The organism is Pseudomonas sp. PsB (genome assembly GCF_043658375.1).
Classification (GTDB): Bacteria; Pseudomonadota; Gammaproteobacteria; order Pseudomonadales; family Pseudomonadaceae; genus Aquipseudomonas; species Aquipseudomonas putida_Z.
Window position 1 is genome coordinate 738,680 of sequence record NZ_JBIGLU010000001.1, and the last position, 18,782, is coordinate 757,461.

Consider the following 18,782-nt stretch of genomic DNA (forward strand, 5'->3'; position numbering starts at 1 on the left):
GGTTATTTCGCGGATGATATGGCCCTTGCGGTGCCGGCGTGGCCGTGTGCCCGTTTGAATCTATGTGTATCACTGCGGTTGGCCTTTTGGCGACCGCCTGGATGGGATGATGAAATTTCTGCGCCTTCCATTTGCGCTGTTGATGACTGGCCTGCTGGGCCTTGGCGGGTGCACCATGCACCAGCCGGTTGCCCTGTACCAGCTCGACAGTGGTGATCCTGGCCAGCCTTCGCAGAGTGCGGGCATGGCCGTGGTGCTCGGCCCGGTATCGGTTGCCGATTACCTGCAACGTGAAACCTTCCTGCAACGTCAGGCCGATGGCAGCCTGAGTTCGGCGACCGACGGTCGTTGGGCCGGCAGCCTTTCGTCGGATATCGACCAGCTGTTGGTGCGCCAACTCGCCTGGCGCCTGGACAGCCAGCGCGTGGTGCTGGCCCCGGCGGCGACCGGTTTCAACCCCGATGTACAAGTACTGCTGTCGATTACTCGCCTGGACTCGGGCAAGGACCAGCCGGCCGTCCTGGATGCCCAGTGGCGCTTGTTGGACCGCCGTGGTCATGTGCGTGACAATCGCATCGTTCACCTCGAGCAGCCACACGCGGGCAGCGAGGCGTCGCAGGTACAGGCCCAGGGCCAGTTGCTGCAGAAGCTGGCCGAACAGCTGAGCACTGCGGTCAAGCCGCTGGCCAACCAGCCGGCGATTGCCGAAGAGTCGCCAAAAAAGCCGGCTGCTCCGGTGCAGGTGAAAAAGACGCCGGAGAAATCCAAGATCCCGATGGCTGCGCCGATTCGAACCGATATGGAAGTCTACCGGTTCTGATCCAACTGCCAGATACGAAAAAGCCCGCAACGATGCGGGCTTTTTCGTATCTGCTGTTTTTGTACTGTCTGTGCTGGCCTCTTCGCGGGTAAACCCGCTCCCACAGGTTGGCGCAGGCCCCTGTGGGAGCGGGTTTACCCGCGAAGAGGCCAGCCCGGTATCAGGCCCGGCGTTCGTGCATCCGCGCCAACTGCCGCTCCAGCATCGACGGGTAGGGCTCCATCAGGCGCTCCACGCAGCAGGCGCCCTCGGGGCTGGCAATCGGGCGAATGCGGGCGCGCTGGCGAATCAGCGTGTCATCGCTGATCTGCCGCTCCACCAGCAACAGGTTGCGGCTGTGCTGCGACAGCGCCAGGGCGTCCTGGGCCTTTTCGGCCATCAGCAGGTCTACCAGCTCCAGCCCTTGCAGGTCGTTGCCCAGGGCCAGGCCCAGTTGCAGCTGCAGGGTGATGCCGCTGTCCGCCACCTCGATCTGCAGGGCATGGCCCAGGGCGCGCAACAGCTCGCCGCAGCAGATGGCGTTGGTCAGGTAGTCCTCGCCGCAGTCGCGGCTGTGGAACAGCACCAGGGTGCTGCCGTCGTTGAGTGTGTGGGTTTCGCCGTCGTAGAGCGAGGCGGCGTGCTCCAGGCAATCACGGTAGCGCTCGGTCAGTTCGGTCAGGCGCGTGCGCGGCAGGCGACGCAGCTGCTCCTGCGAACCCAGTTGCACGGCAAGCACGGCGCTGTACTGCGGCTCGTCGGATTCGACCACGGCGGCCTTGGGCGCGCTTTCGTCGTCCAGCAGGCCGGCGAAGGCTTCATCGTCATCCTCGTCCGCCTGGGCGGCCAGCTTGGCGCGCGGCGCGGCCTTGGCTGCCGGGGCGGCGTCGTGCAGGTCGTCGAACTGCTCGTCGTCCTCTTCTTCGGGCTCCGGCTCAGGTGGCGGCGGCGGGGCCAGGCGCGCGTGCAGCTGGCGGGCGATGTCGCCGATCTCGTCCTGGCGGTCGGTGGCCGGGGTATAGGGTTGCGGGTCGCGCAGCCACACCCGCAGCTGCAGCAGCGGCAGGGTGATGAAGCGGCCCTGGCGCAGGCTCAGGGTCAGTGCCAGCACCAGCAGGATGGCGGCAAGGATGCCCATGCTCTGCAGGCTGATCAGCATCGGCTGCTGGAACTGGCTCATGTCCAGGCTGATGCGCAGTTGCCCGGCGGTCACGTCCTGGAAGGTGATCTTGGTCTGGTACAGGCCTTCGGCCTCGCCCAGCAGGCTATTGCGCGGGCGCTGGCCGGCCTCGGCGAGGATACGGTTGTCCACGCTGTAGATCGCTGCATGGGCCACCAGTGGGTTTTTCACCAGGTTGCCGAGCAGCACGTTGAGGCTGAGGATGTCGTTGGCCACCAGCAGCTCGGTCGCCGAGGTGGCGGTCTGGGTGGTCAGGCTCTGACCCAGGGCATCGGCCTGCTCGTGCATGGCCTGCTTGAACTGCAGGCCCATCACGCAGGCGTAGATCACCAATGCCAGCGCCACCAGGAAAATGTTGGTGCAGGCGATGCGCAGTGCCAGCGGCACGCGACGTTGACTCAGGGCGCGATAGATCATCAGGAAGAAGTTGTCTGCTTTGACGGGCGTGGGCCGGTTCACTGAGCTCGGCTCTTAATGGCATGAAAGTGTGGGGCAGTATAGCGAGCCGGGTTTTGTCGGCAAAGTATCGTTGGCGCCCGACGGTCACGGAAAATCGGTAGAATGCGCATTTTTCATCGAAGTCGGAGCCAGGTTGTGCGCGAAATCGTCCTGATCAACATCACCGGTGAGGACCGTCCCGGTCTCACTGCGGCTATCACCGGCGTCCTGCTGCAGGGCGGTGTGAGCATCCTCGACATTGGCCTGGCAGTCATGCACGGTACCTTGTCGTTCGGCATCCTGGTCGATATCCCGGACAACGAAGTGGCCACCTCCCTGCTGCAGAGCGTGCAGGCCAAGGCCCACGAACTGAACCTGCAGGCCCGCTACACGCCGATTTCCGAGGCGGACTACCAGCACTGGGCCGATGGCCACGGCGAGGCGCGCCACATCGTCACCTTGCTCAGCCGCAAGATCACCCCCGAGCAGCTGCAGCGGGTGAGTGCGGTGATCAGCCAGTACGGCCTGACCATCGAGCGCATCGAGCGCCTGTCGGCCCGTGTGGCGCTGGATGCCGAGACCGACAAGGGCAAGGCGGCCATCGAGATTTCCGTGCGCGGCGTGCCGAGCGATGCCCAGGCGCTGCGTGCCGACTTCTTCGCCTTGGCTGAAGAGCTGAGCATCGACATCGCCTTCCAGAAGGACGACCTGTTCCGCCGCAACCGCCGCCTGGCGGTATTCGACATGGACTCGACGCTGATCGAAGCCGAAGTCATCGACGAACTGGCCAAGGCCGCTGGCGTGGGTGAGCAGGTGGCCGCGATCACCGAGCGCGCGATGCGTGGCGAGCTGGACTTCCGCGCCAGCTTCAAGGAGCGCATGGCGCTGCTCAAAGGCCTGGATGTGGGCGTGCTGGACGAGATCGGTGCGTCGCTGCGCCTGACCGAGGGTGCCGAGAACCTGTTTGCCGAGCTCAAGCGCCTGGGTTACAAGACGGCGATCCTGTCCGGTGGCTTCACTTACTTTGCCCGCCAGGTGCAGGCGCGCCTGGGCATCGACTATGTGTTCGCCAACGAGCTGGAAGTGGTCGATGGCAAGGTGACCGGCGTGGCTGTGGAACCGATCGTCGATGCCCAGCGCAAGGCCGAGCTGCTGCAGAAGCTGGCCAGCGAAGAAGGCTTGCAGCTGGAGCAGACCATTGCCGTGGGTGATGGTGCCAACGACCTGCCGATGCTGTCGCTGGCCGGCCTGGGCGTGGCGTTCCGCGCCAAGCCGCTGGTGCGCCAGTCGGCCAAGCAGGCGATTTCTACCCTGGGGCTGGATGGGGTGTTGTATCTGCTGGGCCTGCGGGACCGCGACGCGCGCGGCTGATCTGCAAATTTGGGGGCTGCTTCGCAGCCCTTCGCGGGCACGCCCGCTCCCACAGAGAGAGCTGCGCTTACCCTGTGGGAGCGGGCGTGCCCGCGAAGGGCCGCACAGCGGCCCCAATAAAAAGGCCCTGCAGTGCAGGGCCTTTTCATACTGCTCGAATCAAGCCTGCACAGGCACCGCCAACTGCTGCCCCATGCGCACCGCGGAACCAGCACCCAGGTTCTCCGCCCACTTCACCTGCTCCGGCCCGAACAGCACGATAGCAGTCGACCCAAGCTTGAAACGGCCCAGTTCGGCGCCTTTCTCCAGGTGGATCGGCGCGCGGCTGGCTTCGTCGTAGCGGAAGGTCTTCAGTTCACGCTTGGGTGGCGTCACCAGCCCGGCCCACACGGTTTCGATCGAAGCGACGATCATCGCGCCAACCAGCACCACGGCCATCGGCCCGCGCTCGGTATCGAACAGGCAGACCACACGCTCGTTGCGGGCGAACAGCTCGGGGACGTTCTCTGCGGTGGTCTGGTTGACCGAGAACAGGCGGCCCGGCACGTAGACCATTTCACGCAGGGTACCGGCCAGCGGCATGTGCACGCGGTGGTAATCCTTGGGCGACAGGTAGATGGTGGCGAACTCGCCGCCCATGAACGGCGCGGCCATGGCCGGGTCACCGCCCAGCAGCTCCTGCGCGCTGAAACCGTGGCCCTTGGCCTGGAAGATGCGGCCGTGCTCGATCGGGCCAAGCTGGCTGACGGCACCGTCGGCCGGGCACAGGATGGCGCCCGGGGTCTCGTCCAGCGGGCGGGCACCCGGCTTCAGGGCGCGGGTGAAGAATGCATTGAAGTGCTCGTAGGCGCTCAGGTCCTCGACCAGCGCTTCGCTCATGTTGACCTGGTAACGCTTGGCGAACCAGGCGGTGAAGGCGTTCTTGAACCAGCGCACGCGGCACTCGGCGATGCAGCCGGCCAGCCGCGACAGCAGGTGGTGCGGCAGCAGGTACTGGCTGATGATGAACAAACGGGATTTCATGCAGGTTCCTTAGACTTCTACAGGCGTGTCCGGGTGGTTGCCCCATTCGCTCCACGAGCCGGCGTAGGCCTTGACGCGCGGGTAGCCGAGGGCCTTGGCCACCAGGTAGGTGAAACCGGAGCGGCGGTGGGTCTGGCAGTGGGTGATCACTTCCTTGTCGGGGGTGATGCCCAGTTTCTGCAGGACTTCGGCGATGTCCTGGCGAATGCGCAGGTGGTCGTTGAGGTCCATGCCGGCGGTCCACTCGAAGTTGATCGCGCCGGGGATGTGGCCGCCCTTGGCTGCCAGCACTTTCTCGCCGCTGAATTCCTGCGGGCCACGGGCGTCCCAGATGACCAGGTCGTCGGCGCCCAGGCGGCTTTGCAGGTACTCGCGGGTGGCGGTGGGCGAACTGTCGATGCGCAGGTGCACCGGCGTGTTGCCGCTGGCGGGCACTTCTGTGGAGAGCTTGTCGGCGGGCCAGGCCTGGATGCCGCCATTGAGGTAGTGGTAACGCTTGTGGCCGATCACGTCGAGCAGCCAGATGAAGCGCCCGGCCCAGCCGCCGCCCTCATCGTCATACACCACATACACGGCATCGTCGCGGTGGCCGAGTTCGCTGAACAGTTTTTCCAGCTCGCCCAGGGCCGGCAGCAGGCCGGGGGCGGGGGGCTGGCCGAGCTGGGTACGCTTGCCTTCGACGAAGCGTGCGCCGGGGATATGCCCGCTGACATAGCGGTTGGCGCTGCTCAGGTCGACCAGGATCAGCTGTGGCGAATCCAGGCGCGGCAGCAGGTCCGCGGCTTCGATCACCAGGGGCAGGCCGGAAAAGTCAGTCATCCACGGTCTCCAGTGTGGAAAGAGGGGCGATTGTAGCGCAAGGCTCAGGCCTTGCGGTTGGCAAACACCGACAGCGCCCGTTCGGTGCACTGTGCGGTCTTGCCGAAGGCTTGCACGCTGATATCGGTCAGCGGCCGGCAGCCCTGGTCAGCCACCATCAGCATCAGCACCTGGTCCGTCACCGCCAGCGAGCGCAGCAGCACGTGCTCGCTGCGGAACAAGGCACGCAGCGGGGCCGGCAGCAGGGCCGAGAACTGGCTGTGGTTTTCCGGGGTGATACGCAATTGCCCGGCCTTGGCCAGCAGCTTTTGCAGCAGTTTGTTCTGCGCCACCGGCAGTACCAGCGCCCCGGCTTCCTTGGGCAGGCCGGCCATCTGCTGCACGCGCAGCTCGTCTTTGGCCTTGTCCAGGCTCAGCAGCAGGATCCGCTGCATGCCAGAGGCCAGAAGGGCCTCGATAACCTGCGTGGCCAGGTGCACGCTGTTGGTGAACGGGCTGGGCTGGACCAGAAGGTCCTGGCACAGCTTGCGCCAGCGCGCCAGTTCGTCGCTGGTGGGCGGTGGCGGAGCCAGCATGTCTGGGTGCGGGCGGCGCTGGTGCCAGGGCCAGATCAGCGCTTCGGCCGGGTGGAACAGGGCATGCTGGGCATGGCGGCGGGCGCTGGCCGCAGCCTGCTGGTGCACCTGCTGCTGCACGTCTTCCAGCGAGGTCTGCAGGTACAGTGCGGTCAACAGCTGCCAGCGCAGCAGGTGCGGGTTGTCCCAGCCCACCTGTGCCGCCAGGGCCAGGTTGTTGGCCAGCAGCACGGTGTTGGCCGGCTGGTTGAACCAGCGGCGCAGGCCTGGCTCGGCGTCCAGGCGGTGTTGCTGGCTGAGCAGGTCCGGGTCGCGGGCGATACTGAGCACCTGGGCCAGTTGTTCGCGTTCTTCCAGCAACAGGCGGTAACCCTGGGTCACCCATTGTGGCAGGCGCCAGTACTCCGCCATGGTCTGGCAAAGCTCCATGATGCGCACGCCAAACAGTTCTTCCTCGACATGGGCGGCGTCTTCGCCCTTGTGGATAACCCGCAGCTCCCAGGTATCGAGCAGCTTGGGGTAGGCCAGCGCCAGCGGCCAGAGCGGCGACAGGAACAACAGGCTGCCCCAGTGGATTTCCTGCCACAGCCGTGCCAGGCGGCTGGCGAACAGGCCGCTGGCCTGCTGCGAGGCGTGCTGGCTGATCAGCTGGAACTGGCACAGTACCGGTGGGATTTCTTCGACGGGCACAGCTGGCAGGCGTTTGAGCAGCTGTTCGCTGCGCTCCAGGCCCAGGCGGTTGAGGGCGACTTCCAGGCTTTCGGCAGGCTCTGCCAGGCTGGCATTGGTGGGGTGATTGGCTTCGCGCATCACCGACAGCACCAGTGCCGGGCTATCCTGCATCAGTTCGGCGATATCGCGCAGCGAGCGGCGGTTATCGTGGATGGCGGCCATGACCCGGTCGTAGCTGTGCTTCGGCACGGGGATGCGAACACTCTCGAGCAGCTTTACCCAGGCCTCTAGCGTACGTGGAGCCTGAGCGGGCACCTTGGTTTCAATTGGCATTTTGACATCAGTCCGAACTGGCTTTTCGCATTGAGTGGCTATAGTCTGGCGCAGTTCTGCCGATAAGTAGAAGAAGAGTTTTAAAGCTCCCGTCTCTTCCCCTGACCACGACAGCAAGTGCTTTGAACCTATGGCTAAAATTATCGGCATCATCGTCGTATTCGCGAGCGTGCTCGGCGGATACGTGCTTTCCCACGGCAAGATCGCGGCGCTGATCCAGCCGTTCGAAGTACTGATCATCGGCGGTGCGGCCTTTGGTGCATTCCTGCAGGCCAACCCTGGCCACATGACCATGCACGTCATCAAGAAGTCGATGAAGATGTTCGGCTCGCGCTTCACTCATGCCTTCTACCTGGAAGTGCTGGGCCTGGTGTACGAGATCCTCAACAAGAGCCGGCGCGAAGGCATGATGGCCATCGAGGCCGACATCGAGGATGCCGCCGCCAGCCCGATCTTCGCCAAGTACCCGACGGTGCTGGCCGATGAACGCATGACCGCGTTCGTTTGCGATTACCTGCGCATCATGTCCACCGGCAACATGGCCCCGCACGAACTCGAGGGCCTGTTCGACATGGAGCTGCTGAGCATGAAGGAAGAACTGGAGCACCCGTCCCATGCGGTGACCGGCATCGCCGACGGCATGCCCGGCTTCGGTATCGTTGCGGCGGTACTGGGTATCGTGGTGACCATGGCCTCGCTCGGCGACGGTGACCAGGCCTCCATCGGCCTCCATGTGGGTGCGGCACTGGTGGGTACCTTCTTCGGTATTCTGGCGGCCTACGGCTTCTTCGGCCCGTTGGCCAAGTGCCTGGAACACGATGCCAAGGAAGAGCTGAACCTCTACGAATCGATCAAGGCTTCGCTGGCGGTCGAGTTCGGGCGCAAGGTGCTGTACCCCAAGCACCGCCCAAGCTTCGCCGAACTGGAACAAGCGGTTCGCGGTCGCTGAGTCATGGAGAACAATCAGCCCATCATCGTCAAGCGCGTCAAGCGCTTTGGCGGCGGCCATCACGGCGGCGCCTGGAAAATCGCCTTCGCCGACTTCGCCACGGCGATGATGGCGTTCTTCCTGGTGCTGTGGCTGTTGTCCACGGCCACACCGGAACAGAAGATCGCCATTGCCGGCTACTTCAAGGACCCGATCGGCTTCTCGGAAAGCGGAACGCCCTACGTCATCGACCTGGGCGGCTCGCCTCAGCTGGCACCGGAAAAGACCATCAACCCCGAAGCCAAGTCGGAGCCGACGCCTGATACCAGCATCCAGCTGGACAAGGACCAGGTGGAGACCATGGCCGAGCAGGTCGAGCGTGAGCGCCTGGAGTTGCTGCTGCAGGAACTGCAGAACAAGGTGGAAGAGAACCCGCAGCTGCAGAAGTTCAAGGACCAGATCCTGTTCGAGATCACCCAGGACGGCCTGCGCATCCAGATCATGGACGCCGAGAACCGGCCGATGTTCGACATTGGCAGCGCGCGCCTGCAGCCGTACTTCGAGGACATCCTGCTGGCCATGGCCGACACCATCAAGGCGGTGCCGAACAAGATCAGCATCAGTGGCCACACCGACGCCAAGCCTTATGCCGGCAGTGGCGAGTTCGGCAACTGGGAACTGTCTGCCAACCGCGCCAACGCCGCGCGCCGTGCACTCGTGGCCGGCGGCTACCCGGATGACCAGGTGGCGCGGGTGGTGGGTTATGCCTCGTCGTCGCTGTTCGATCGCAAGGACCCGTTCAACCCGGTCAACCGCCGCATCGACATCATCGTGCTGACCAAAAAGGCCCAGCGCAATATCGAAGGCGAACAGGGCGCGCCGGAAGCATCGGCTGCCGAGCCTGCGCCGCCGGCCGCTGCGGCACCGGCGGCGCCAGGGGAGGCCGGGCAGGCCCCCATGCAGCCGCGTGAACTGCGCCAGAAGCTGAACATCTTCGAAGAGGGGACACTGAAGATGGATGAGGCCAAGGACCAGTAGGTTCTTGGGGCGCCCTGCACGGTCCTTGTAGGAGCGGCCTTGTGTCGCGATAGGGCCGCAAGGCGGCCCCCGGATCTCTGCATTTTGGCAAAGATTGCTGGGGCCGCTCTGCGGCCCTATCGCGACACAAGGCCGCTCCTACAGGCGTGTGCTGCAGCTGAACCTCGCGCCCACAGGGGTTAGTAAGCGTCTTCCGGCAAACTGGCAATGATAGAGCGGTAGCTGTTCATCCGTTGCTGCTTGATACGCCCCTCGTCCAGCGCCTTGAGCAGCGCACAGCCCGGTTCGCGATCATGCTTGCAGTCGCGGAAGCGGCAGGTGCCGAACAGGTCGCGGAACTCGATGAAACCATCCTCCACATCACTGCGGCTGACATGACCCAGGCCGAACTCGCGGATGCCCGGCGAGTCGATCAGGTCGCCACCATTGGGGAAGTGGTACAACCGCGCGGTGGTGGTGGTGTGGGTGCCCTGGCCAGACCACTCCGACAGGTCGCCGACACGGGTGCCAGCGTCCGGCAGCAAGCTGTTGACCAACGACGACTTGCCCACCCCTGACTGGCCGACAAACACGCTGATGTGGCCGTCGAGCATCTGTTGCAGGCGTTGCATGCCGTCACCCTGGTGGGCCGAGACCTCCAGCAGCGGGTAGCCCAGCTCGCGGTAAACCTCCAGCAGCGCATGCAGGCCCGGGCCGTTCTCGTCGTTGATCAGGTCAGCCTTGTTCAGCAGCAGCAGCGGGCGAATGCCGGCGTGCTCCGCCGCCACCAGATAACGGTCGATGAGGTTGGGGTGCGGCTCGGGCGCGGGGGCGAAGACGATCACGATAAGGTCGACGTTGGCCGCCACCGGTTTCAGCTGGCCGTGGTTGTTTGGCCGGCACAGCTCGGTACTGCGCGGCATCTGCGCGACGATCACGCCAATGCCCTGGTTGCCCGAGCGCCATACCACGCGGTCGCCGGTAACCAACGCCGGCAGGTTGGCGCGCAAGTGGCAGCGGAACACCTGGCCTGCGGCTTCGCCGTCCTGGGCTTCCACTTCTACCTGCACACCGAAGTGCGCAATCACCAGGCCCAGTTGCTCCGGCCCCAGGTCGCCACCCTCCAGCTCCTGCAGCACGTGCTGTTCGCGTTTGGCCGCACGCGCGGCGCGCTCGTTCTGGATTTTTTCGATGCGCCAGTTCTGGCGGCGATTGAGCTGGCGTTTGGCCATGAAGATTCCGTGCGTGGGGGCAGGTTGAAAACGGCAGGCAGTTTAGCACGCCAGGCGCCGGACCATTTGGCTTACCTTCGCGCCGTGAATGGGCGTGCCTTGGCCACTACGCTACTATGACGGCCTATACGAGGAGCCCCCGCATGCAAAACCCACAGAACCTGATCTGGATCGATTTGGAAATGACTGGCCTGGATCCGGACAGCGACGTCATCATCGAGATGGCCACCATCGTCACCGACAGCGAACTGAACACCCTGGCCGAAGGGCCGGTGATCGCCATCCACCACAGTGACGAAGTGCTGGCGCGCATGGACGAGTGGAACACCCGCACCCATGGCGCTTCGGGCCTGACCCAGCGCGTACGCGAGAGCAAGGTCGACATGGCCGCAGCCGAGGCGCAGACCATTGCCTTCCTCGAGCAGTGGGTACCGAAAGGCAAGTCGCCGATCTGCGGCAACAGCATCTGCCAGGACCGCCGCTTCCTCTACCGGCACATGCGCAACCTGGAAAACTACTTCCACTACCGCAACCTGGATGTCTCGACCCTGAAGGAGCTGGCTGCACGCTGGGCGCCTGATGTGCGTGACAGCTTCAAGAAGGGCAACACCCACCTGGCGCTGGACGACATCCGCGAATCCATCGCCGAACTGCGCCACTATCGCGAGCACTTCATCAAGGTGTGAGCCGAAAAGGCGCAGATATTGTATCTGCGCCCTCTTTTGGTGCCATGGGCAACTGGTTAGACTGCGCGCCTTCTCGCCCGCCCGCACGGACCCCGCACCATGTTGTTGATGCTCTACCTCATCGCCATCACCGCCGAAGCCATGACCGGCGCGTTGTCTGCTGGCCGCCGCGGCATGGACTGGTTCGGCGTGGTGCTGATCGCCTGCGTCACCGCCCTGGGTGGCGGCTCGGTGCGTGACGTGCTGCTCGGGCATTACCCGCTGACCTGGGTGAAGCACCCGGAGTACCTGGTGCTGACCAGTTGTGCGGCGCTGCTGACCATCTTCATCGCACCGATGATGCGCCGCCTGCGCTCGCTGTTCCTGGTGCTCGATGCCCTGGGGCTGGTGGCCTTTACCCTGATCGGCTGCATGACCGCACTGGAGATGGGGCAGGGCATGCTGGTGGCGTCGATCAGCGGGGTGATCACCGGGGTATTTGGCGGGATCTTGCGGGATATCTTCTGTAACGACATTCCCCTGGTGTTCCGCCGCGAGCTGTACGCCAGCGTGTCGTTTGCCGCGGCTTGGTTCTACCTGGGCTGCGTGTATTTCAAGGTGCCGGCGGAACAGGCGATGTTACTGACCTTGTTTGGCGGGTTCCTGGTGCGGTTGCTGGCGATTCGGTTCCATTGGGAAATGCCCAAGTTCCACTACAACGACCAGCAGTAACGCAGTTCCGGCACAACATGGCCCCTGTGGGAGATTGCCCAGCCCTTGGGGCTGCGCTGTCGCGCAGGGAACAATATTCGAGAGCGTGTCACCTTCCTTGTGGGAGCGGGCGTGCCCGCGAAGCGGCCAACGCGGTGTATGGCACCGGCTCCGCCGGTGTTCGCGGGCACGCCCGCTCCTACAAGGATTGCGCAGGCTCTGGGGCTACCGCTATTGAATGCCGTGCTGCGCCAGCGCCCACTCCACATGCTCCCTCACCAGCTCCGAGGCATCCTCGCGCCGCGCCTTCAGCGCTTCGATCACCGGGATCGTCGAAGGCGCATTGCCAAGCCCCACCGCCAGGTTGCGCAACCAGCGCTCATACCCGGCCCGGCGCAATGGCCCGCCTTCGGTCTTGCGCAGGAAGGTCCTTTCATCCCACAGGAACATCTCCGCCAGCTCGGCATTCTCCAGCCCGTGCCGTGGCTGGAAGTCCTGTTCCTGGCTGTGCCTGGCAAAGCGGTTCCACGGGCAGACGATCTGGCAGTCATCGCAACCGAACACCCGGTTGCCCATCTTCGAACGCAACTCGACGGGGATCGGCCCCCGCAATTCGATGGTCAGGTAGGAGATGCAGCGCCGTGCATCCAGCACATACGGCCCGACGAAAGCCTGGGTCGGGCAGATGTCCAGGCAGGCCTGGCAGCGCCCGCAGTGTTCGCTGGTGGTGGCTTCGTCCACCGGCAGCGGCAGGTCGACGAACAGCTCGGCGAGGAAGAAGTAGCTGCCCGCCTTGCGGTTGAGCAGCAGGGTGTTCTTGCCGATCCAGCCCAGCCCGGCCTGCTCGGCCAGGGCCTTTTCCAGCACCGGAGCGCTGTCGACGAAGGCGCGGTAGCCGAATGGCCCGATGGCCTCCTGAATGCGATCGGCCAGGAACTGCACGCGCTTGCGCACCAGCTTGTGGTAATCCCGGCCCAGGGCGTAGCGCGATACGTAGGCTTTTTCCGGCTGTGCCAGGCGCTGCGCCATCTGCGTGTCGCCGGGCAGGTAGTCCATGCGCAGCGATACCACGCGTACAGTGCCGGGGATCAGTTGCTCGGGGTGCGCGCGCTTGCTGCCGTGGGCGCCCAGGTAATCCATCTCGCCCTGGTAGCCGGCGTCGAGCCAGCGCTGCAGGTGGTGTTCGTGTTCGCCAAGGTCGACCCCGGCGATGCCGACATGGGCAAAACCGAGTTCTTGGCCCCAAATCTTGATCGATTGGGCCAGTTGGGCGAGGTCAGGCGTACAGGCGGACATGGATGGGCAAGGCAATACGGGCTCAGGTGCGTATAATTCTGCCAGACATTGGAGCCTTTGACCCCATGCCGCAGAACAAACACCCCGGCCATACCCCTCAATTGCTCAGCAGCGTGACTGTGGCGCACCTGCCGGCACGGCATGCGCATGCCCATAAAGGCGACTTCGGCCATGTACTGGTGGTCGGTGGTGACCTCGGTACCGGCGGCGCCGTGCTGCTCAGTGCCGAGGCCGCCCTGCGCTGTGGCGCGGGGCTGGTCAGCGTGGCGACCCGGCCCGAGCATGTGGCCGCCAGCCTGGCGCGCCTGCCCGAGGTCATGTGCCTGGGCGCCACTTCGGCCAACCAGCTGATGGGCGTGCTGGAGCGCGCTTCGGTGCTGGTGGTCGGCCCTGGCCTGGGCCAGGCAGCCTGGGGCCGCAGCCTGCTGTCGGCGGTGGCCAATGCCGAGCGCCCGCAGGTGTGGGACGCCGATGCCCTGAATTTGCTGGCGCGCACCCCGCTGGCCCTGCCCAGTGGCAGTATTCTTACCCCGCACCCCGGGGAGGCGGCGCGGCTGCTGGGCATTTCCACCGAGGCTGTGCAGGCGGACCGCGCGGGCGCCGCACGCAAGCTGGCGCGCCGTTACAACAGCGTCTGCGTGCTCAAGGGGGCCGGCACTCTGGTGGCCGACCCAGCCGGGCAGCTGCTGCTGTGCGAACGTGGCCACCCGGCCATGGCCGGTGCCGGCCTGGGCGATGTGCTGACCGGTGTATTGGCGGCGCTGCTGGCCCAGGGCCTGGATGCCTGGCATGCCGCGGGGCTGGGGGTATGGCTGCACGCCTGTGCCGGCGAGCGTCTGGGCGTTAAAGGTAGAGGCCTGGCTGCCAGCGATCTGGCGCCGGTCATTCGTGAGTTGTTGGAGGAGCATTCTGCGTGTCTGGCTTAAACCTGTTTCTGGCCGATGAAGCGGCCACGGTCGAATTCGGCGCACAACTGGCCGGGGTGACCGGCGGTCACGGCGTGATTTTTCTGGAAGGTGACCTGGGCGCGGGCAAAACCACGCTGTCGCGTGGCCTGATTCGTGGCCTGGGCCATACTGGTGCAGTGAAAAGCCCGACCTTCACCGTGGTCGAGCCTTACGAGATCGGTGAGGTGCGGGCGTTCCATTTCGACCTGTATCGCCTGGTCGATCCGGAAGAGCTGGAGTTCATGGGCATTCGTGACTATTTCGAGGGCGACCCGCTGTGCCTGTTCGAGTGGCCACAAAAGGGTGCGGGCGTTTTGCCAAAGCCCGACCTGACCATTACCATAAGCCCCCAAGCGGGCGGACGCTCGCTGATCCTTTCGCCGCAGGGGGCTCGCGGCGAGGCCTGGTGCGTGGCACTGGCCGAACACTATAAACAGTAAGTGGGGTAGGTATGCGCATACGCGCACTGGTCGCCATCGTTGGGCTGCTGCTGACAACGGTGACCGTTGACGCTCTGGCCGTCACTCAAGTCAAGAGCATGCGCCTGTGGCGCGCGCCAGACAACACGCGGCTGGTCTTCGACCTGTCTGGCCCCGTGCAGCACAGCGTCTTCACCCTGAGCGCACCTGATCGCCTGGTTATCGACATCAATGGCGCGACCTTGGCCGCGCCACTGAACGTGGCTACCTCCAATACGCCGATCAGCAGCGTGCGTTCGGCTCAGCGCACCCCGACCGACCTGCGCGTGGTGGTCGACCTGAAAAAGTCGGTCACCCCAAAAAGCTTCACCCTGGCGCCCAACGCCCAGTACGGCAACCGCCTGGTGGTCGACCTGTACGACCAGGAGGCTGACGCCATTGCGGCCAGCGCGCCGGCGCCGGCCCCGACTCCGGCACCAACGCCTGCAACCACGCCGGCAGTGCCGGTGACCCCGGCCCAGCCTGCCATCAAGCTGCCGCCGGTTCCCAACGGCAAGCGTGACATCGTGGTTGCCATCGACGCCGGTCACGGCGGCGAAGACCCGGGTGCGTCCGGCTCGCGTGGCCAGCATGAAAAAGACATCGTGCTGCAGATCGCCAAGGAACTGCAGCGCCAGATCAACAGCGAAAAAGGCTTCCGGGCCGAGCTGACCCGTACCGGCGACTACTTCATCCCGCTGCGCAAGCGCACGGAAATCGCTCGCAAGAAGGGCGCCGACCTGTTCATCTCGATCCACGCCGACGCCGCGCCGTCCCGCGCCGCCTTTGGCGCCTCGGTGTTCGCCCTGTCCGACCGCGGCGCTACCTCCGAGACCGCGCGCTGGCTGGCCGACACGGAAAACCGTTCCGACCTGATCGGTGGTGCCGGTAACGTCAGCCTCGACGACAAGGACCGCATGCTGGCCGGCGTGCTGCTCGACCTGTCGATGACCGCCACGCTCAGCTCCAGCCTCAATGTGGGGCAGAAGGTGCTGGGCAACATGGGCCGCATTACCTCGCTGCACAAGCAGCGGGTGGAACAGGCCGGCTTCATGGTGCTGAAGTCGCCGGATATTCCGTCGATCCTCGTTGAAACCGGGTTCATCTCGAACAACAACGAAGCCGCCAAGCTGGCCACCGCCAGCCATCAGCAGGCCCTGGCCCGTTCGATCCACACCGGTGTGCGCCAGTACTTCCAGCAGAACCCGCCGCCTGGCACCTACATCGCCTGGCTGCGCGACACCGGCAAGATCGCCGCTGGCCCGCGTGAGCACACGGTACGCCCTGGCGAGACCCTGGCGATGCTTGCCGTGCGCTACCAGGTCAGCGTGACCAGCCTGCGCAGCACCAACAGCCTCAAGACCGATGAGCTGAAGGTCGGCCAGCGCCTCGATATCCCCGCTACCACGTTGGCCTCGCAATGAGTGGCGGTTCGCGCATCCAGCTGCTCAGCCCGCGGCTGGCCAACCAGATTGCCGCGGGTGAGGTTGTCGAGCGGCCGGCCTCTGTCGCCAAGGAGTTGCTTGAGAACAGCCTGGACTCCGGCGCGCGGCGTATCGACGTGGAAGTGGAGCAGGGCGGCGTCAAGCTGCTGCGGGTGCGTGACGATGGCAGCGGCATTTCCGCCGACGACCTGCCGCTGGCCCTGGCCCGTCACGCCACCAGCAAGATCCGCGAGCTGGAAGACCTGGAAGGGGTATTGAGCCTGGGCTTCCGTGGTGAGGCCCTGGCCTCTATCAGCTCGGTGGCGCGCCTGACCCTGACCTCGCGTACCGCCAGCGCTACCGAGGCCTGGCAGGTGGAAACCGAAGGCCGCGACATGACCCCGCGGGTGCAGCCGGCGGCGCACCCGGTGGGTACTTCGGTGGAAGTGCGCGACCTGTTCTTCAATACCCCGGCCCGGCGCAAGTTCCTCAAGGCCGAGAAAACCGAATTCGATCACCTGCAGGAAGTGATACGGCGCCTGGCGCTGGCGCGCTTCGATGTCGGCTTCCACCTGCGCCACAACGGCAAGAGCATCCTCAGCCTACACGAGGCCCACGATGAAACCGCCCGTGCGCGGCGGGTGGGTGCCATCTGCGGCCCGGGTTTCATGGAGCAGGCGCTGCCGATCGACGTGGAGCGCAATGGCCTGCGCCTGTGGGGCTGGGTCGGCCTGCCGACCTTCTCGCGCAGCCAGGCAGACCTGCAGTATTTCTTCGTCAACGGCCGTGCGGTGCGCGACAAGCTGGTCGCCCACGCCGTGCGCCAGGCCTACCGCGATGTGCTGTTCAATGGTCGGCACCCGACCTTCGTGCTGTTCCTGGAGCTGGAGCCCAACGGCGTCGACGTCAACGTGCACCCGACCAAGCACGAAGTGCGTTTCCGCGAGGGGCGCTCGGTGCACGACTTCCTGTATGGCACCCTGCATCGCGCCCTGGCCGATGTGCGCCCGGAAGACCAGTTGGCGGCGCCTGCTGCCGTGCCCGAAGTGGTCCGCCCCACGGGCCAGCAGGCCGGTGAGTTCGGCCCCCAGGGCGAAATGCGCCTGGCCTCGCCGGTGCTCGAGCAGCCGCGTGCCCCGCAGCAGTCGTTTTCCAGTGGCGGCAGTGGCGCGGGTTACCAGTACCAGTACACCCCGCGCCCCTCGCAGCCGCTACCAGCCGCCGAGGCACAGGCGGTTTATCGCGAGTTTTACAAACCGCTGGATGAAGGCGCGGCGCCGACGGCGTTGCCCGAAAGCCAGGGTGACATTCCCCCGCTGGGCTACGCGCTGGCGCAGCTCAAGGGCATCTATATCCTGGCAGAGAACGCCATCGGCCTGGTGCTGGTAGACATGCATGCGGCCCATGAGCGCATCATGTACGAGCGCCTGAAGGTAGCCATGGCCAGCGAAGGCCTCAGCGGCCAGCCGCTGCTGGTGCCCGAGACCCTTGCCTTGAGCCAGCGCGAAGCAGACTGCGCCGAAGAGCACGCGCAGTGGTTCCAGCGGCTGGGCTTCGAACTGCAGCGGCTGGGCCCCGAGACCCTGGCCATCCGCCAGATCCCGGCTTTGCTCAAGCAGGCCGAGGCCAACCGCCTGGTGCAGGATGTACTCGCCGACCTGATGGAATACGGCACCAGCGACCGTATCCAGGCGCACCTCAACGAGCTGCTCGGCACCATGGCCTGCCACGGCGCCGTGCGCGCCAACCGGCGCCTGGCGATCCCCGAGATGAACGCCCTGCTGCGTGACATGGAAAACACCGAGCGCAGCGGCCAGTGCAACCATGGTCGCCCCACCTGGACCCAGATGGGTCTGGATGACCTGGACAAACTCTTCCTGCGCGGTCGATGAAATGAGCGGCAAGCCCCCTGCAATATTCCTGATGGGCCCGACGGCGGCCGGCAAGACCGACCTGGCCATCGAGCTGACCAAAGTACTGCCGTGCGAGCTGATCAGCGTCGATTCGGCGCTGGTCTACCGCGGCATGGACATCGGTTCGGCCAAGCCGTCGAAAGAAATCCTCGCCGCTCACCCGCACCGGCTGATCGACATTCGCGACCCGGCCGAGAGCTATTCGGCTGCGCAGTTCCGTGCCGATGCCCTGGAGGCCATGGCCGAGATCACCGCGCGCGGCAAGATCCCGCTGCTGGTGGGCGGCACCATGCTCTATTACAAGGCGTTGATCGATGGCCTGGCCGACATGCCGGCGGCCGATGCCGCGGTGCGTGCCGAGCTGGAAGCCCAGGCCGAGGCGCTGGGCCTGGCCGAGTTGCACCGCCAGTTGGCCGAGGTTGACCCTGAGTCGGCGGCGCGCATCCACCCCAACGACCCGCAGCGGTTGATCCGGGCGTTGGAGGTGTACCGGGTGAGTGGCGAGAGCATGACGGCACATCGACAGCGTCAATTCGCGGAAAGTCGCGGCGCAGACGCAGGCGCTGGCGGACATTTGCCCTATACTGTCGCGAGTTTGGCGATTGCTCCTACAGATCGTCACATTTTGCATCAGCGAATTGCGTTACGATTTTCACAGATGCTGGAACAGGGCTTCGTCGATGAGGTCCGATCGCTGCGAGCCAGAAGTGACTTGCACGCCGGGCTGCCGTCTATACGGGCAGTGGGGTATCGGCAGGTCTGGGATTACCTGGACGGCAAGCTGACTGAGAATGAGATGCGTGAACGCGGTATCATTGCCACCAGGCAGCTGGCCAAGCGGCAGTTCACCTGGTTGCGTGGCTGGCCCGAAGTACACTGGCTTGACAGCCTGGCCTGCGACAATCTGTCCCGCACCTTGAAATACCTTGGGGCCATCTCCATATTGAGCTGAGTCCCTGCTGATTGCCGTCTATTCTTGCG

Annotated in this window: 17 protein-coding genes; 11 read left to right on the forward strand and 6 right to left on the reverse strand. The window is 65.0% G+C overall.

Translation table 11 applies throughout. The features are described from left to right. The first annotated feature begins 109 nt into the window (after nt 1-109). On the forward strand, nt 110-820 hold the full coding sequence (locus tag ACGLHT_RS03350; protein WP_025340838.1) for a membrane integrity-associated transporter subunit PqiC: 711 nt from the start codon (nt 110-112) through the stop codon (nt 818-820). Nucleotides 821-980: 160 nt separating this feature from the next. Here the strand turns inward: ACGLHT_RS03350 and ACGLHT_RS03355 are convergent, their stop codons facing one another. Then, a complete protein-coding gene (locus tag ACGLHT_RS03355) occupies nt 981-2,438 on the reverse strand; it encodes an AhpA/YtjB family protein (RefSeq protein ID WP_025340837.1) in 1,458 nt (485 codons plus the stop codon). 135 nt (nt 2,439-2,573) lie between these two features. Here ACGLHT_RS03355 and serB point away from each other — a divergent pair, with 135 nt between their 5' ends. Further along, the gene (gene serB, locus ACGLHT_RS03360; protein ID WP_025340836.1) at nt 2,574-3,788 is read left to right on the forward strand and encodes a phosphoserine phosphatase SerB; all 1,215 of its coding nucleotides are present in this window, start codon (nt 2,574-2,576) and stop codon (nt 3,786-3,788) included. Between the two features lie 159 nt (nt 3,789-3,947). Here the strand turns inward: serB and asd are convergent, their stop codons facing one another. The 3 genes from asd to ACGLHT_RS03375 are packed head-to-tail and all read right to left on the reverse strand — an operon-like array spanning nt 3,948 to nt 7,210. Beyond that, on the reverse strand, nt 3,948-4,811 hold the full coding sequence (asd, locus tag ACGLHT_RS03365) for an archaetidylserine decarboxylase (protein ID WP_085587903.1): 864 nt from the start codon (nt 4,809-4,811) through the stop codon (nt 3,948-3,950). 9 nt (nt 4,812-4,820) lie between these two features. Continuing rightward, the gene (locus ACGLHT_RS03370; RefSeq protein WP_025340834.1) at nt 4,821-5,630 is read right to left on the reverse strand and encodes a rhodanese-like domain-containing protein; all 810 of its coding nucleotides are present in this window, start codon (nt 5,628-5,630) and stop codon (nt 4,821-4,823) included. A 44-nt stretch (nt 5,631-5,674) separates the two neighbouring features. Beyond that, on the reverse strand, nt 5,675-7,210 hold the full coding sequence (locus ACGLHT_RS03375) for an HDOD domain-containing protein (protein ID WP_274119857.1): 1,536 nt from the start codon (nt 7,208-7,210) through the stop codon (nt 5,675-5,677). 130 nt (nt 7,211-7,340) lie between these two features. Between ACGLHT_RS03375 and motA the strand changes: the two genes are divergently transcribed. Beyond that, the gene (gene motA, locus ACGLHT_RS03380; protein WP_394518482.1) at nt 7,341-8,159 is read left to right on the forward strand and encodes a flagellar motor stator protein MotA; all 819 of its coding nucleotides are present in this window, start codon (nt 7,341-7,343) and stop codon (nt 8,157-8,159) included. 3 nt (nt 8,160-8,162) lie between these two features. Then, nucleotides 8,163-9,176 carry a flagellar motor protein MotB gene (motB, locus tag ACGLHT_RS03385; RefSeq protein WP_137162515.1) on the forward strand — a complete coding sequence of 338 codons (1,014 nt, stop codon included), beginning with the start codon at nt 8,163-8,165 and terminating at the stop codon, nt 9,174-9,176. A gap of 179 nt (nt 9,177-9,355) precedes the next feature. On the opposite strand, the gene rsgA is transcribed toward motB, so the two are convergent. Then, complete coding sequence (rsgA, locus tag ACGLHT_RS03390) at nt 9,356-10,387, reverse strand: small ribosomal subunit biogenesis GTPase RsgA (protein WP_137162514.1); 1,032 nt, start codon at nt 10,385-10,387, stop codon at nt 9,356-9,358. A 143-nt stretch (nt 10,388-10,530) separates the two neighbouring features. Between rsgA and orn the strand changes: the two genes are divergently transcribed. Together orn and ACGLHT_RS03400 are read left to right on the forward strand one after the other, a co-directional pair. Further along, nucleotides 10,531-11,073 (forward strand): oligoribonuclease, encoded by a 543-nt coding sequence (orn, locus tag ACGLHT_RS03395; protein ID WP_025340831.1) that lies wholly within the window; start codon nt 10,531-10,533, stop codon nt 11,071-11,073. Nucleotides 11,074-11,172: 99 nt separating this feature from the next. Further along, entirely contained in the window at nt 11,173-11,784 is a 612-nt protein-coding gene (locus ACGLHT_RS03400) for a trimeric intracellular cation channel family protein (protein ID WP_013974442.1), read from the forward strand. Nucleotides 11,785-11,994: 210 nt separating this feature from the next. Here the strand turns inward: ACGLHT_RS03400 and queG are convergent, their stop codons facing one another. Beyond that, on the reverse strand, nt 11,995-13,059 hold the full coding sequence (gene queG / locus ACGLHT_RS03405; protein ID WP_137162513.1) for a tRNA epoxyqueuosine(34) reductase QueG: 1,065 nt from the start codon (nt 13,057-13,059) through the stop codon (nt 11,995-11,997). 65 nt (nt 13,060-13,124) lie between these two features. Here queG and ACGLHT_RS03410 point away from each other — a divergent pair, with 65 nt between their 5' ends. The 5 genes from ACGLHT_RS03410 to miaA are packed head-to-tail and all read left to right on the forward strand — an operon-like array spanning nt 13,125 to nt 18,753. Beyond that, nucleotides 13,125-13,985: an NAD(P)H-hydrate dehydratase gene (locus ACGLHT_RS03410; protein WP_137162512.1), complete on the forward strand. Its 861-nt coding sequence runs from the start codon at nt 13,125-13,127 to the stop codon at nt 13,983-13,985. Further along, entirely contained in the window at nt 13,973-14,446 is a 474-nt protein-coding gene (tsaE, locus tag ACGLHT_RS03415; RefSeq protein ID WP_025340827.1) for a tRNA (adenosine(37)-N6)-threonylcarbamoyltransferase complex ATPase subunit type 1 TsaE, read from the forward strand. The genes ACGLHT_RS03410 and tsaE overlap by 13 nt, the downstream gene beginning before the upstream one ends. A gap of 11 nt (nt 14,447-14,457) precedes the next feature. After that, on the forward strand, nt 14,458-15,888 hold the full coding sequence (locus tag ACGLHT_RS03420; protein WP_075046528.1) for an N-acetylmuramoyl-L-alanine amidase: 1,431 nt from the start codon (nt 14,458-14,460) through the stop codon (nt 15,886-15,888). Further along, nucleotides 15,885-17,780 carry a DNA mismatch repair endonuclease MutL gene (gene mutL, locus ACGLHT_RS03425; RefSeq protein WP_025340825.1) on the forward strand — a complete coding sequence of 632 codons (1,896 nt, stop codon included), beginning with the start codon at nt 15,885-15,887 and terminating at the stop codon, nt 17,778-17,780. The genes ACGLHT_RS03420 and mutL overlap by 4 nt, the downstream gene beginning before the upstream one ends. A 1-nt stretch (nt 17,781) precedes the next feature. Continuing rightward, nucleotides 17,782-18,753 carry a tRNA (adenosine(37)-N6)-dimethylallyltransferase MiaA gene (gene miaA / locus ACGLHT_RS03430; RefSeq protein WP_013974436.1) on the forward strand — a complete coding sequence of 324 codons (972 nt, stop codon included), beginning with the start codon at nt 17,782-17,784 and terminating at the stop codon, nt 18,751-18,753. Nucleotides 18,754-18,782: the final 29 nt, after the last annotated feature.